The organism is Coprococcus sp. RTP21204st1_G4_RTP21204_210225, from assembly GCF_040915385.1.
GTDB lineage: Bacteria > Bacillota > Clostridia > Lachnospirales > Lachnospiraceae > Allocoprococcus > Allocoprococcus comes.
In genome coordinates this window covers 1-15803 of the sequence record NZ_JBCPDP010000015.1, presented here as the reverse complement: position 1 = coordinate 15803, position 15803 = coordinate 1, and the positions used below count along the sequence as shown (strand labels likewise).

11 protein-coding genes are annotated in these 15803 nt (G+C 38.5%); all 11 read right to left on the bottom strand.

Features of this window, described 5'->3' with window-relative positions; translation table 11 throughout:
• Window positions 1–11: 11 nt before the first annotated feature.
• The 11 genes from AB5213_RS12780 to AB5213_RS12730 all read right to left on the bottom strand — a co-directional run bounded on the left by AB5213_RS12780 (window position 12) and on the right by AB5213_RS12730 (window position 15677).
• Entirely contained in the window at window positions 12–1757 is a 1746-nt protein-coding gene (locus tag AB5213_RS12780; RefSeq protein ID WP_173884588.1) for an ABC transporter ATP-binding protein, read from the bottom strand.
• The gene (locus AB5213_RS12775) at window positions 1758–3542 is read right to left on the bottom strand and encodes an ABC transporter ATP-binding protein (RefSeq protein WP_227080775.1); all 1785 of its coding nucleotides are present in this window, start codon (window positions 3540–3542) and stop codon (window positions 1758–1760) included.
• 14 nt (window positions 3543–3556) lie between these two features.
• Window positions 3557–5020: an ABC transporter ATP-binding protein gene (locus tag AB5213_RS12770; protein WP_173884592.1), complete on the bottom strand. Its 1464-nt coding sequence runs from the start codon at window positions 5018–5020 to the stop codon at window positions 3557–3559.
• A 2-nt stretch (window positions 5021–5022) separates the two neighbouring features.
• Complete coding sequence (locus tag AB5213_RS12765) at window positions 5023–5793, bottom strand: energy-coupling factor transporter transmembrane protein EcfT (protein ID WP_227080774.1); 771 nt, start codon at window positions 5791–5793, stop codon at window positions 5023–5025.
• A 96-nt stretch (window positions 5794–5889) separates the two neighbouring features.
• The gene (locus AB5213_RS12760) at window positions 5890–6495 is read right to left on the bottom strand and encodes an MptD family putative ECF transporter S component (RefSeq protein WP_173884595.1); all 606 of its coding nucleotides are present in this window, start codon (window positions 6493–6495) and stop codon (window positions 5890–5892) included.
• Between the two features lie 141 nt (window positions 6496–6636).
• A complete protein-coding gene (locus tag AB5213_RS12755) occupies window positions 6637–7599 on the bottom strand; it encodes an AraC family transcriptional regulator (RefSeq protein WP_173884597.1) in 963 nt (320 codons plus the stop codon).
• A gap of 82 nt (window positions 7600–7681) precedes the next feature.
• On the bottom strand, window positions 7682–8413 hold the full coding sequence (locus tag AB5213_RS12750) for a class I SAM-dependent methyltransferase (protein ID WP_368276799.1): 732 nt from the start codon (window positions 8411–8413) through the stop codon (window positions 7682–7684).
• Window positions 8406–9497 carry a Gfo/Idh/MocA family oxidoreductase gene (locus AB5213_RS12745; RefSeq protein ID WP_368276798.1) on the bottom strand — a complete coding sequence of 364 codons (1092 nt, stop codon included), beginning with the start codon at window positions 9495–9497 and terminating at the stop codon, window positions 8406–8408. The genes AB5213_RS12750 and AB5213_RS12745 overlap by 8 nt, the downstream gene beginning before the upstream one ends.
• Entirely contained in the window at window positions 9490–10521 is a 1032-nt protein-coding gene (locus AB5213_RS12740) for a saccharopine dehydrogenase NADP-binding domain-containing protein (RefSeq protein WP_227080772.1), read from the bottom strand. The genes AB5213_RS12745 and AB5213_RS12740 overlap by 8 nt, the downstream gene beginning before the upstream one ends.
• Window positions 10511–15364, bottom strand: a complete 4854-nt coding sequence (locus AB5213_RS12735) for an amino acid adenylation domain-containing protein (protein ID WP_368276797.1) — start codon at window positions 15362–15364, stop codon at window positions 10511–10513. The genes AB5213_RS12740 and AB5213_RS12735 overlap by 11 nt, the downstream gene beginning before the upstream one ends.
• A 10-nt stretch (window positions 15365–15374) precedes the next feature.
• Window positions 15375–15677 (bottom strand): acyl carrier protein, encoded by a 303-nt coding sequence (locus AB5213_RS12730; RefSeq protein ID WP_368276796.1) that lies wholly within the window; start codon window positions 15675–15677, stop codon window positions 15375–15377.
• Between the last annotated feature and the right edge of the window lie 126 nt (window positions 15678–15803).

Below are 15803 nucleotides of genomic sequence, written 5' to 3'. Positions count from 1 at the left end.
CTATCCCTCCTTTACGCAATGCTCCAGCCGGAGGATTTTTTGCGGATATTCACAAAATCCTGATAAATTCCGGCCTTTTCCATCAACTCGTCATGGGTTCCCTGTTCGCTGATCCGTCCATCGGCAATCACCAAAATCTGATCGGCCTGCCGGATGGTATTCAGGCGGTGTGCAATCACAAGCAATGTTTTACCCTTTACCAGCTCATTGATTGCCTCCTGGATATAGCTTTCGTTATCTGTATCAACACTTGCAGTAGCCTCATCCAAAATAACAATAGGTGCATCTTTCAAAATGCAGCGGGCGATAGAGATTCTTTGCTTTTCGCCGCCGGAAAGGGTAGCGCCGCCCTCACCAATAACAGTCTGAAATCCATCCGGCAGCGCCATGACGAAGTCATAGCAACGAGCTTTCTTTGCAGCCTCATAGACTTCTTCTTCGGTAGCGTCCGGCTTGCCCATACTGATATTGTTGTAGATTGTATCCTGGAATAAATACACACGCTGGAAAACCATGCTGATTTGTTCCATCAGTTCAGAAAGCGGCACATCCCGTATATCTGTCCCACGAATGGTCACTTTGCCCGACTTGACATCCCATAGACGCGCCAGCAGGTTTGCAATCGTAGATTTGCCTCCGCCAGACGGCCCTACAAGCGCGGTCATGGTATGCTTCTTCATGGAAAAACTAATGTCGTGCAATACTTCCTTATCCTGATATGCAAAGGTCACATTATCAAAACAAATTTCCGGCAAGTTGGAATCCGCCTGTGAAATATGCTGTGTTCCCTTATCAGGCAATTCTTCTTCATTTAGAACAGCTTCTATACGGTCTAATGCGGCATTCATAACAGTAAGACGGGATGCCTCCCCGTACAATGCCTTCAACGGGCTAAACAAATCAAAGACAAAGAGCAGAACGCCAAGCAGATAAGGCAGCGAAAGGGAGCCGCTTTGCTGAAGCCATACGGAAAGCACGAAAATAGCAGAAATTCCGACAGCGTACAAAATAGTCAGTCCTCTTGTCCACGGCGTCATTTTACGTTCAAAGACAGTGGATGTATCTCTGGAACGTCTGAAATTCTCGGTTAATTCCTCCGACTTCTCACCAATCAGGTTATAGCTCTTAATTACGCTGATCCCCTCTGCAAAGGAAAGAACCGCATCCGTCAAATGTTCGCTTTGATCCTGTCTGCCAGCCGCTTCTTTTAGGGAAACCTTGTTCATCCCTTTTGCGATAAACCATGCCAGTAACGTTACAGCAGCGGCGATCAGTCCAAGCCGGAGGTCTAAAAAGAACATGAATACCAGCAAAACAAAGGCAGAGAGCATATAGCTCATCATATTTCCCAGCGTACTCATGGCAACTTCTTCAATGAATACCATATCCGTACTAAGTACCGAACTGATTTTGCCAATGTTGCCCGAAGTAAAATACCCCATCGGCAGCTTACGGAGGTGGCCGCCAAGTTCCATCCGCTTATCTGTAAAAATCATATATCCGGCGGCGCTTTGCAGCCTGTCACAGAGATAATGGACAACCGCCTGTGCAACCACAACAGCAATAAGGTCGATACCGATATACAGACATTTTGTGCCCGTCAAAGTTTTCTGATAGAATCCAGAGAGTACAAGAAATGCCAAAAAGATAGGCATTTTTGCAAGTATGGATTCCAGAAAAGCACATACAAACGCGCCCTGAATCCGGCCTTTATATTTGCCGGAGAGCTTCAAAATCCTTGAAAATAGTGCAAGCATTTATTTTCCCTCCTTTACAGCGTTTACTTTCCATTCTGCGCTGTCCTGCGAGGCTTTCCACAATTTTTTGTATTCCTCACAGGTTGCCAGCAATTCAGCATGGGTGCCGGTTGCCGCCAGTTTGCCATGTTCGATCACACAAATCTGATCGGCGTTCATAATTGCAGGAAGTTTGTGGGCAATCACAAATAAGGTCTTGCCTTTTACCAATTCCGCAATCGCAGCCTCCATTTTTTCCTCATTCTCCGGGTCTGCGTATGCAGTTGCTTCGTCCAGCACAATGATAGGCGCATTTTTCAGAATTGCACGCGCCAGAGAAATCCGCTGGCGCTGACCGCCGGAAAGCATTTTCCCGGCATCACCGGCCATTGAATGTATGCCTTGCGGCAGCTTTTCAAGGAATTCCAGACATTGGGCTTTTTTCGCCGCTTCAAGGACATCTTCATCCGTAGCGTCTGGCCGCCCCATACGGATATTTTCAAGCAGGGAAGTATTGAACAAATACTGATCCTGCGCCACATAGGAAACCTGACTGTTCAATGCCTCTAAGCTCATTTCCGTTATTTTCTGTCCGCCAATAGAAATGCTGCCCTGTTGCGGGTCATAGTAGTGGATTAACAGCTTTGCCAACGTACTTTTTCCAGAGCCGGATTCACCAACTAAGGCCGTTTTCTGTCCTGCCTTTGCAGTAAAGCTAATATCATGGATAACTTCATCCATTGTTACCATAGGCCGTCCATCAGGCCCCGGCTGGCTTTTCTCATAGCCGAATGTAATGTGATCGAAACAAATGTCGTAATTCTTCCCATGAAAAGCGGCGTCCGTCTGCTGTAACGGCGCAGTTTCCAACACCTGCTCCAAAGCGGCAATCTTATAATTGAGCTGCGGCATAGTTGGTAAAAAGCTCAAAGATTTCAGCAGCGGAATACCAATACTAAGCGACAGGCAAAGTACCAAAATCAAATCTGGCAAAGTGGAGAACCCACAAAGTACAAACCATGCCCCCAAAGGCAGAGTAAGGATAATCGTACAGGGTAAAAGGCTGCTGTAAATTGCCATCCACGGCCATGCTGCCTTATACCATTCCAGCGTGTAGTCCCGATAATCGGAAATGTCTTTGCGGAAACGCTCATAGGATTCTGCGTCCTTATTGAACACTTTCACAACTTCCATACCATTGATATACTCGATAATGGTATTGTTCATTTTCTGCCCGGCCATGTAATACGGTCCCATTTTCTTCATACCAACGGAATACATAATCATCATGGCTGCAAAGCTGATCGGAATAGATGCCAGGGATAGCAAAGCCAGTTTCCAGTCGATGAAGAACATAGCAACATAAATTGCAATCGGAATCATCAGGTTTGCAATGCCCTCCGGCAAAGAGTGGGCAAGTAATACTTCCAGACTGTCTACATCGTCCACGAACAGCTTTTTAATTGTGCCAGTTCCCTTATCCTGGATAAATCCAAGGGGAAGTGCCTCAAATCTCTTTTGCAGGGAAGTACGAAGCCTAAGCAACGTGTTATAAGCGGCCTTATGAGATACATCCAGTCCCCAGCCATAAAGAACAGCCTGTAAAATAAGGCAGATCAAAACACCGATCACGCGCATGGACACATAGCCGATTCCAACGGTTTCTCCCATGACAAGCGGTGAAATCACCTGATAAGCCAGCACAAAGGGAAGTACCCCCATCAGGACACTAAGCAGAACGATGAAGGTTGCGCTATATAAGTCCTTTTTGTGCGGCCCCGCATACTCAAACATTTTCTTGAACATAACAAAGCCTCCAATCAGTTAAAATATTGTTTTGAAAGTGACGTTAGGATTTCCGGCGTCAGCACCTGATTCCTGATTGAATCCTGATCGTCAAGCTGTAAAACTTCTGAACAAGTGCGGGTAATAAATTCAAAGTCATGGGACACGAGAAAAATAATCACACCGGCACTTGCAAGCTGTTCGATCAAATGACTTACCCTGACCATAGAATCATAATCAAGCCCGCTGGTAGGTTCATCAAAATAAATAACCGGGCTGTCCTTAACAATCGCGGTCCCAATCGTTACCCGCTGCTTTTGTCCGCCCGACAAGGATGCCGGATGGTATTCCCGGTATTCACTAAGTTCCAGGGCTTCCAAAGTTTCTGTAACCTTTTCCGCACAGTCAGTTTCAATCCCCAATGAGAATTCTTCTTCAACACTGCTGGCAAAAAGCTGATAATCAGTATCCTGCATGACAAGATAAGACAGCCGCCTGCGCTGGCGTGGGGAAAGTTTTTTCCCGTTATAGCAGATACTTCCGTTCTTTTCTTTCAGAAGTCCCGTCATAATGGAAAGCAAAGTAGTCTTTCCGGCACCGTTATGTCCCAAAATGCCAATCACATCACCTTTATGGGCTTCAAAATTGATATTCTGTAAAACATCCGGCCCCTTTTTGTACGCAAAGGAGAGGTTGCTTACACTCAATCCATCGCTGGAGCTGTGTGCCGGTTTGACCTGATACTTTGCTGCCTCCCGTTCTGGATAGACTGTACGCAATCCGTATTGGATGCGTGTTTCATCAGGTAAAGAACAAAACTGTTCTCTTGTGAAGCTCTGTATAATCCTTCCATCCTGAATCAGATATGCCCGGTCAAGCAGTTCCCTCAAATAGTAGAAACGATGCTCGACAACAATAATGGTATATCCATCAGCTTTCAGGCGCTTCATGGTTTCTGCCAGACGTTTTGTAGCAGCATAGTCCAAATTCGCTGACGGTTCATCAAAGATATATACTTTAGGCAAAAGGGCATAGACCGAGCCAATCGCGATCTGCTGCTTCTCGCCGCTGGATAAATCAAAAATGCTACGGTTCAGGTAATCGCTTAATTCCAAATCCAGCACCGCTTTTGTAATACGGTCAACGGTTTCCTCACGGGAATACCCCATATTTTCGCACCCGAAAGCAAGCTCCCGTGTGGTATCTGTCATAAAAAACTGTGAGCGCGGGTCTTGAAAGACGGTACCCACTTTTCCAGCCAGATCAGCAGGCTTCAACTCCAACAGAGATTGTCCGTCTAAGAAAATATCTCCCTTCATTTCTCCGGGGTAGAAATGTGGAATCAAACCATTCAGAGAGCGAATAAGGGTCGTTTTCCCGCACCCGCTCCGTCCAGTCAATAGAATAAATTCCCCGGTCTGAATTGTCAGGTTCAAATCTTTTAATGTAAATCCATCCCTTTCCTCATAACGGAAAGAAAAATTTTCAAAGGTAATCATCGCTATACCCTCCATATAATAATTTCCCCGATAGAGGTATAGTCGAGGAATAGAAGTAGTGCTAAAAAGACAATTCCCAAAGCAGTCACCGCATACTCTTTCCACGAAAAACGGACAGAGTTCAGCGCATATCTCTTTTCTTCCAGTTCCAATCCGCGCGTTGTGCCGGACGCCGCTAATTCATCTGTTACTTTCAGGCAGCGCATCAGCAGAGGGATCAGAATATATTCAATCGTAGCAAGCGGGTGGATAATCTGTTTCCATGCTGTATCACTGATACCGCGAATGTCCATTGTGTTACGAATCATACGGTACTCAATCCGCAAAGTAGGTATGTAACGGAACATGACAACTAACGGAATTGTAACAGCCTGCGGCAACCGTAAGCGTTGCAGCGATACCATGAGATCATCCATTTGTGTTGTGTGTAAAATCCATATTCCCATCATTGCGATAGGAACCAACTTCAAAATGGTCACGCCGAACACGCTCATAATCACACTTAGCACAGGAATAGAAATATAACGCAGCAGAGCATTGAGATAAGCGATAACAATATAGAACAACAGCATTTTCGCCGCCCACTTCGCCCCATTCCCAGCAGCAACAAACAGCGCAAAAGAGGCGACAAGAACCAGGCTGCAAACTTCCCCGTTCAGGAAATAACTGACACACCCAATCATAATCAGTAGCGCAACTTTGCACCGTGGGTCTAAAGCTGCCGTTCTTTGAAATTGTCTTTGTGTAATGAGTTTCTTTATGTTTTCTTCCATACTGTTCTCCAAAAACAAGCGAGACTGACATTGCAGCCCCGCTTTTGATTCAGGCATTCTACTGACAAATCTGGCGTCTGTCATTTTTCGGAGCTGTTACTTCACCGATACAAGTCCGGCCTTGATAAAGTGCTTCTTCAATGCTTTCTGGCCGATGTAACCGCCAATCAAGCCACCAAGCAGACCAGCCACTATAATGACAACAGGCATAAAGCCAGATGTAATGCTAATCATGCCATCTATGTATTCCTGTGCAATGTTGTTCTTCTCCATAGCGCCGACAAATGCGCTTTGCAGGAAACGCATAGGCCCAACGATAGCGCCAAAGGCAAAGATGCCACTGAAAATGGTGTACGCAATCATCATGGATTTCATAGTGATCTCACTTCTGCCCATAATCAGGAAATCGCAGATTACCCCGCCAATAATCAGCGCAACAGGGATCAGCCAGAATCCGCCAACCAGCAAAAACAGGATACCCTGAATTGTTCCGCAGATTGTAAACACGCCTTTCTTCGGGACTTTTGCCAGCAACAGCATCATCACGATTCCGTTGGGGATTGCTACGACAGCAGGATAAAATACGTTGGTAATGGGTCCGGCAATGCTCATTACGGTGCTGATAATCATGCAAATGATCCACATGAGCGCAGTCAAAACACCGATCAGGATAAAATCCTTCGCATTCAGTTTTTTGTTCATGATCGTTCCTCCTAAATTTTGGTATAAACAAAGCATCTCGTAGTTAGTACTTTCTAACCACGAGATATAGTATACCAGTTATTCACAACTAATCCAACCCAAAATCAATTTAATTCTACCCAAAATCAGTAATTTTCAAGTTCATCCAATCGTATTTTCTGTTTTATAATTTTTAGGTATTACCCCATATTTTTTTTTGAATGCCGCCGCAAAATTGCTTGGTTTTGAATATCCTACCAATGCTGCTATCTGGCTCACATTTAAATCGCTTCCTAGCAACAGACTTGCGGCCTTTTCCAATCGCTGATCTATAATATACGCATGAACCGATGTTCCAAACATGGAAGAAAAGCCCTTTGTCAATTTTGAGGTACTAATGCTAACTTTCTTTGCCAGTTCTTCACAACTTGGGGCAAAAGCAAGCCGACTGTCTATAATCCTTTTTGCTTCAATAATCGCATCTCTATCATTTTTTGAAATATTAATGTGATCTGCTTGAAGAATACTTAACTCCAAAACCTCACTCAAATATACTGATAACAGTTCAAAAATCTTGCTTTCAAGGAAAAGATATCCTAATCCACCACGATATTGAGAAAAATCTTTTAATTCTGCAAAAATATGTTCCATATATGGGCTTATATCAACTTTTGAAATGCCACACAATATTTTTTCTTCGTATACTTCTATTTCTATTTTTTCAAAGTAACCTCTCATAATGCTTTGAAAATACTTTATAGGTATCTTTATATTCTTAAATACAAAATCCTTCTTTCCTGAATAGCAGAGGTATTCTATCTTTCCATGACCTCGGTAGATACAAGTCTCGCCTTTCTGGAGACTTATACTTTTTTGTTCATTTGCAATGCTCCATGAACATCCTTCATTTAAGCAAAATAACATTTGTATGTATTCTTCACTATTAATTCCCTGTACATTCGTGTCAGAATAATAATTCATATGCCAATCGGATAATACTGTTCCCTGTTTAGTAACGACTTGGGATATTCTTCCAATCCCCATATCTTTAGGTATATCTATTGTAACTGTCTGCGGTGAATTTGAAAATAAATCTTTATACAAACTGTGAAAATCATTATTCATAAGTAAGCCTCCTTCCTTCTTCGATATTATCGATGTCCACACGCTGAAGATACTTTACATATCATTGCTTGATAAAACCAGATTAAATCTTTTTTGCCAATAATAATGACTCTGATAGTTTTACTCCTCTAAAATGAATATCATGCAGTTCTTCTAAAATGCTTTCTATACTATTATAAGTCCAATACATTGGAGATTCAATTCTATTTATTAATTTATCCTTATCAAAAACCTTATATGCTATCATCCACTCCCATTTATTAGAATCTATTTTTTTTATATCATTTATATAGGATTCATAACGTAATCTACCTTGATAGGAGACGGAGATTCGTTTTCCTTTATTCATTGACAAAAATCTTTTGTCCAAAATTTCAATTAATACGGGAACATTCGATTGCAAATTATATTCTAATGTATTCCATAAATATAATCTTTGATTTTCATTTAAATGTCCCAACACTCCCATACATAATATACCACTTATTTTTTCTTCAAAATTATATTCTTCTATTGACAATGGTAATAGTGTGATTTTCTTTTGCATTTCTTGATTGTCCACTAACCGCGTCATAAAAGAAATTCTCATATATTTGGATGGCTCTAACGCAATCAATTCTTTTGTGGGAGTATATTTTGCCAACTCCATAATGTTTCGACCTGTTCCTGCTCCAATATCCACAATGACACCTTCGTTCATATCGGTCATTCTAGCAAATTTTTTCAATATACTCTCATTAACATTAGAATGTGGCAACGCAGCTATATCATAAAATTCTATACTTTCACCGTACATTTCTTCGTTTTTATGCAAAAATTTTTTCCTCCAATAACCCCTTTTTTTGTAATTCATCAAATATTTCTTCATTGTTTCCACTATTATTATAATTAACTAAATTAAGATATCCCGTTTTTCTACTAATTTCAGACCATAGTCTAGAAACAAATATTTGATACTGCGCCATTTGCATCTTTTTAGTTTTATCCATTGAGAACAAGCACTCTAATGCCTGCACTACAGCACCTGTCCATATATATTCAACAGTCTTTTTTAATGACAGAGGTTTTGAATTCCCAAGCATTATGGCTGTTGGAATTTCTTTGTTATCTTTATCAATACTTATAGTTCCATACTCGTCCCTTGGCATATGCTGAAACGGCATCCATATTACTGGTCCATGCGTATTAACCAAACAAAGCCTACCAGTAGAAAAAGTTAATTCTATTCTATGATATAAGTGTAGAGGGTGATCCGGATCATCTTTATCTACATCCGTATTGATTACGAACATTACAGGAATATCCCCTATCATTATTTTAATAGATTTGTTCCCGCCACTTTTCAAAGTAGACCCAACAATTTCAGCCACTGTACCCAATTTCCATCCCGAAAAATTTTCTAAAGCACACCCCAAAATATCAATTCCATCATATAATACATGTATAGCACAATCTAAAGACGCACTCAATAGCACAGAATGATGGTTCATTACTTTAGCGGCTTCCAAAAAGTCCTGAACCGGAGAAATATATCTATAAAATGGATTTATCATAAATGGCGTATTTTTTGATGCCTTTAGACATTTTATGATTTCTTTTTCGTGAGCAGGATGCTCCAACAAAGTTGGTATTCCTCTTAAAAGTAATTTTTCTGCTATATCGGTTCCTTGTCCACCTCCTGCTGCATTTGGAACTACAACACAAGCTGCGTCTATATTTGCCTCAATATTTTCTATATTTGTATATACTGGTACATTAAAATCATTTGCTATTTTTTTCGTTCTATCACTACCTTTACCAATAATTCCAGCAAGTTCGTATTTTTCATTTTCAACAATAGTCTTTAAATATATTTTCCCAAATCCTGTACCACAAACTAATATCCTTTTTTTATGCATATTGAACTTCCTCTCTATACTCAAATCCCTTAATTCCTTTCAGTTTATCTATTAGCGGATAATCAGAAAGATAATTGGCCATTGTAAAAATCCCTCTTTTCTTTTTACCATATAAAATTGCATTAGCAGAAATTGCCAGTATTTTTCCAGTCAAATCACCCGGATTACTTCCTCTGATAAATATTGTTTTTGTTTCATTTTCAGATATTCTTTTGAACTGAATTATACCTCGTTGATTACTATTATTTCCTTTTACTAGGTATTTAATTATTTCTTCGTTTTTTCCATATAATTTATTCAGAGTTGTAAACATTTCTTTCGGCACAGCAGTATATGCATCAATATTTAGAGCTTCATTAGTATATATAATTTCTTGAATTTCTTCAGTTACATAAGGAAGAAACGCCAACCCACAAACATCACTAATTATATTGCTGGGAACCATGCTACTTGCCGGAACTATATTCCCATTACGAATACATGCCATAGGAACTCCTGCTGCATTTTCTTTAATTTCTTCCACATAGTCTATTGCAGCACCTCTAGAAAAATTATATTTCCCTCCAATAACAATCTCTATTAATTGTTTTCCACCTCTCCTCTTTAATTCTGAATATAGTAACCATCCTGATACTCCTGGGAATAATCCTGCACCAACAATAGCTGTTATGTCTATTTCCCTATTTGAATATTTATTTTTCAAATACATTCCGCCCGGATCAATATATGGTATCTTCATCTCAAGTGCTATTTTCAACATTTTCTCACTATATTTTGTAGAGGGGCCTATGGCCCCTATTATAATATTCGCTCCATCGCAAAACTCATTAACGCTACTTGATTTATCTAAATCAATTTCGAATAATTGAACATTATCCCTTTTATACAAATTCATTTTTTCTGCTTTATCCCTATTCCTTACCCCAATTCTGAAATAATAATTTGATTTCTCTAATGCCTTGTATGCAGCATAGCCTACATTTCCTGTTCCTCCTAAGATACATATGTCTTGTCTATTTCCCATCATCAATCTCCTTCTTAATAATATTACAGGTTTCTGCAAAACTTCCTACATACGCTTTCATATCTCCTAGTACAGCTTCCTTCCAAGAATCTATAACTGATGGAGCACCATTTATAACAATTACATCACCCAAATACAAATCATTATTCTTAGCATCTTCTGGATTTAATAAAAACACCTTTTGAATAATAATTTCCTGTGCCAATAATTCACTAACTTCTGCTAGAATTTCAGAAATATTATCTTTGCAAATAAGTAAGTATTTATTCGCTATTGCATCCGACTTCACTTCTGTTTTTAGTTTCTCTTTCTCTGTTTCTTTGACCAATATATCAGAGTCTAACATCGTTTTTTCAAGAGCCTCTTTCCATTTACCTTTATCACTTCCTAGTATATACATAACATTATGTGTTGCAGATGTCGGCACTGGAACATCATTACTTTCCACTTTTTCTTTTTGTTTACTTTCTGAATTCTTTCTTTCTATATACTCGGAAATCATTTTAATCATAGGTGTGACCAATGCTACCCGTAATATTTCATCAAATCTCAGTCCGCTGGCTTCTGGAATTTCGTTTACAATTTTCCCTGATGCTTGAGATAATAGTAGAGAATCAAAACCATTTTCCAACAAATTATCTTCATATGAGATATTGGAATTACCCGAAACAATTCTCATAATCTCTATCATCTTTTTTTCAACTTCTGTATAGATTTGTTTTTTCGAATTTTGTTGGTCAATAATAATAGAATCTTTTGATGAAAGTTTCCTTTTAAAGTTTCTTACTAACGCTTTTCGATCTACTTTTCCATTTAAAGAAAGTGGAATGTTATCAACATTCACAAATTCTGTTGGAATCATTACTGTTGGCAATATTGACTTTAAAAACTCCCTATAAACAATCTGCTTTTTTCTAACAATAAACAATTTTTGTTTAAACTGGGCATATTTGTTTTGTTCATCAGGAAATATCCGCACAGTTTCTAATCCCACTTCGTCGAAAGACTGAATCCACTCTTCCTCTGTCAAAAAACAATGACCTGTCATACAACGCACATCTGAATGTTTAGGCATCATAAATGCCTGCGAAACCGTTATCTCTATATGTTCTTCCAATGGTTCTGTTACTAATAAAATTCCTTCATCTCGTAACATATGTTTTAACTTATTTACTGTTTCAAGGATATTTTTCGTATTATTTAGCACTCCTGCCGCTATTATCACATGAAACTCCCCAAATTTCGAAGGATCCCAGTCATCTAAATTTAATAACTCAGTTTTAACTTGAGGATATTGCTGTCTAATATTATTTAAGAAAAAATTAGAAACATCTGTAAATAGATATTCATAAGCTAGTCCTTCCATTTTCCCCAAAATTTGTTTAGTAGTCGCGCCAATGCCTCCGCCTACTTCCAAAATACTAATCTGTTTAAATTCAACTGCATATCGCTTAACTACATCCGCTATAATTCCATTCAGATATCTAGCAATCGCTGTTTCTCCATATAAAGCTTCCGCCGTTGTTGTTTTTCCTTCTGGAAAAAGGAATATAAGAGGATTTATACGCCCACCAAGAAGCTCACATATGTTTTCAGCATGATTTTGAATATATTCACTTACTACATCTGGGGCGATATTCGTATATGGGATGGTACGAAGTTCTTCCCAATATTTTGCTGCATTATCTTCCGTTTTGTTTAATTCATATTTGCCATTTCTGTCCTGTAAGTATCCATGTACAATTAATAATTCTAACCACCGATTTAATAGTACTTCATATTGCGGTTGCACATCAATATTACTTATTATTTCTTCCTTGCTCAATGCCGCTTTTCCATTAAAAATACTTGACATTTGTTTATAAACGCTACTGCAAACTGCTTTTTCTAAACATTCATTGAATTGATCAATCGCATTTATACCCATTTTTTCTTCATCACATTCTACCATGTCTAGTATTGTTTTTAATTTATCTCGCTCTTTAATAAAAGCCACTAAATTACCAGTTCCTTCATTTCTATGATACACCACACAGCAATTTTCTACTTGCGGTATTTTCATAAGCGCTGCTTCTATTTCCGCAATTTCTATTCTATGCCCATTAATTTTTACCTGATTATCTAACCTGCCTAAAAATTCAATATCGTCATTTTCTACATATCTTCCATTATCTCCGGTGAGATAAATTCTTTTCTTCCCTCCTTCTACATGAACAAATTTTTCTTCTGTTAATGCTGAATCTCCCAAATAGCCTTCTGCCAGAGAATATCCTCCTATGGCAATTTGCCCCGAAACATATTGCGGACAAATTCTCAATTCCTCGTCTACAATTCCCGTCCACTGTCCATGCAAAGCTTTTCCATATAATATAGTAGGTCTTTCTTCTATTTCATCAATTTCATGAAATACAGACCAAATTCCACCTTCCGTAGCACCTCCCAAACTAACAATTTGAGCATTGGTCATAATCCTTCTTAATCTTCCCGGCAGACTAGTATTTATCCAATCTCCGGATAGCAACACTAATCTAACGGTCGGATAACTCTCTGATTTAGATGCAAAAGCATCTAACATTTCCGCCTGCGCTGGAACACTATTCCACAAGGTCACTTTGTATTCATTAAGTAATCTGCCCCAATGAGATGCATCTGGCCCTTTTTCCGGATTCGGTAGTACCAATGTTCCACCAACTCCCAACACACTAAATATATCAAATACAGAAAGATCAAATGACAGTTCCGCAATGCCAAGAACTGTATCATCTTCCGAAATATTATACATATTTTCAATGGATATAAGAGTATTTTGTGCTGCGGTATGTGACATTACAACACCTTTAGGCTCTCCCGTAGAGCCAGAAGTAAATATTACGTATGCAATAGTATTTTGGGATTCTGGATGCTTCTCTAATCGGTATTCCAAATTCTGAAGTATCATATTTACTTTCTTCTCATCCAATTCCAAAATAATATTTGCTTTTGACAAAATTTTTTCTTGTCGTGCCAATGGCTGTTTTATATCAATAGGTAAATAAGAAAATCCAGCAATCAAAACGCCCATTACTGCTGCAATTTGATTTGCAGATTTTTTCATTCTTATCGCAACCAATCCAGTGCTATTTTCCACAAATTCTTTTCTTAAATAACCTGCTATATATTCTGCTCTTTCCAACAATTCTCCATATGTCACTTTTTCAAGAGCATCTATTACAGCCGTTCTTTTAGAATTCTTTTGCGCATACTCAACAAATCTCTGTTGAATAAGAGATTGTTTCGTAACATTTTTATTTTGTTCGCAAATTACTTTTTTCTGACTCGCACTTGGCACAACAATTTCTAACGGATTCTTCCACTCTTCCGAATGTTTTGTTCCAAGTATTCTTATTGTTTCAATAAAAACCTCAAACATCTCCGTTACAATAGATTCTTTTATCGCACCTTTCCTTGCATCCCAGCTTATCATCAGTCCTTTTTCTTGATCTTCTGAATCTAACTCATCGACTATCTGACAATCAATCCATACTTGCGGGGTATGACTAAAACCATATTCAATAGTACCTGCAGTGCCATCAGTCTTCAAAACCCCTGTAAATACAATCGGCATTAGTACTTCCTTTTCTTCAGACACTTTACTCAGTTCTCTTAGCACTTCGACACCAGAAAAAGAATTATGCTCTAAATCCTCCATCAATCTTTCCGTAATTTCTTTAACTCTTTCTATAAAACTCATATTTTGAGTCACATTTACCTCTAGTAAATTCACTGCTGTAAAATCTCCTACTATGGAATTAATATTGTTTCCCATAGTGGGTCTGTTTTGAATCGGCAAATTGAGTGTAAAATGTTTATTTGAACTCCACTTTGAAATAACTTCTGCATATATACCAATAAGCACCGCTGAAACTGTTACTCCATATTCTCCTGCAATTTCCTTTATTTGTTTCCAACCAGACTGATTAATATGTCTCTGAAAACGATAAAATTCATATGTATTTTCACACTTGTCTGCGGCTCTTCCATCTTGCGGAAGAATTGGAGCCTTCGGCAATTTTTTCAGCCTTTCTATCCAATACATTCTATCTTGATGCCATTTTAAGCTTCCTTTACGTTGTTGATTGAACATTGCATAATCTGAAAATCTATACCTTAATTTTTCTAATGAAATGCCTTTCAAAAGTTCTCCCATTTCAGAAATCAGAATTTGCACGCTTGCAAAATCTGAAACGATTAAATCGACGAGTAAATGGAAAAAATTTCCTTCCATACGCTTCGTTATTACCACTTTAAATAATGGGGGATTCTCCGTATGAAAGACATATTTACTAAAATCTTCCCTAATCCTAGATAAAGTAACTGTTTTCTCTTTCTCTTCCATTTTTTGTAGATTTATTATTTCAATTTCATAATCAATCTCGTCTCTCTCTAAAATTTCAAATCCAGTTTCTGTCACTTTCGCCCTTAGCATTTCATGCCTATCTACCAATACTTCCCAGGCTCTTGATATTTCTTCCTCACTGTAGGAACCAAAATCAACCTCAATATATCCTTTGCACCCAATTCCGCCCCATTTCACAGCTTCTGTTTTTCCAACCAAATACGCTGCTTGCACATCAGTCAAAGGATATACCGTGGCTTCACAATTATTATCCGTAATAAAATCGTCTATTGTTTGTTTTTTCTTTAAAATTTCGATTATTTCTTCTCTATATTTTTTTACTTTCTCTTTGGAATCTTCTGTAAAATTCCCTTTGGAATCTTTATATTTTAATTTCCCATCAACAGTCTCAAAAGTAATGCCTTTTTTCTCAAGCTCTACTAATAATTCTCCTGCTGCTTTTCGCATATCCTGCATTTTATATTTCCCCCTCTTCTACCAATTCTGTTATACCTGTTTTTTTTCTCGTATCAACCAATTTTGTTAATGCGTTAATTGATGGATTCATAAAAACTTCTTTCATATGTACCTCTATTCCACAACGAGTATTCATAGCCCCAACAAATCTAGCCGCAAGCAAACTGTCTGCGCCCATCTTAAAAAGGTTCTCATCCAAATCTATTACTTTGTTCCCCAATAGTTCCTCCCAAATCGTCAGTACAATATTTAATGCCTTGTCAGGGATTATTTCCACACTATCGATTTTCTTATATTCTGCCAAGCTTTTTCTATCAACTTTTCCATTTGCATTAAGAGGAAAATTCTCTAATCTACTACAATATATTTATGGTTAATATCCCTTACAGCCAGTAAGGAATTATCCATCTTGTTGCTTAAGCTGTATAAT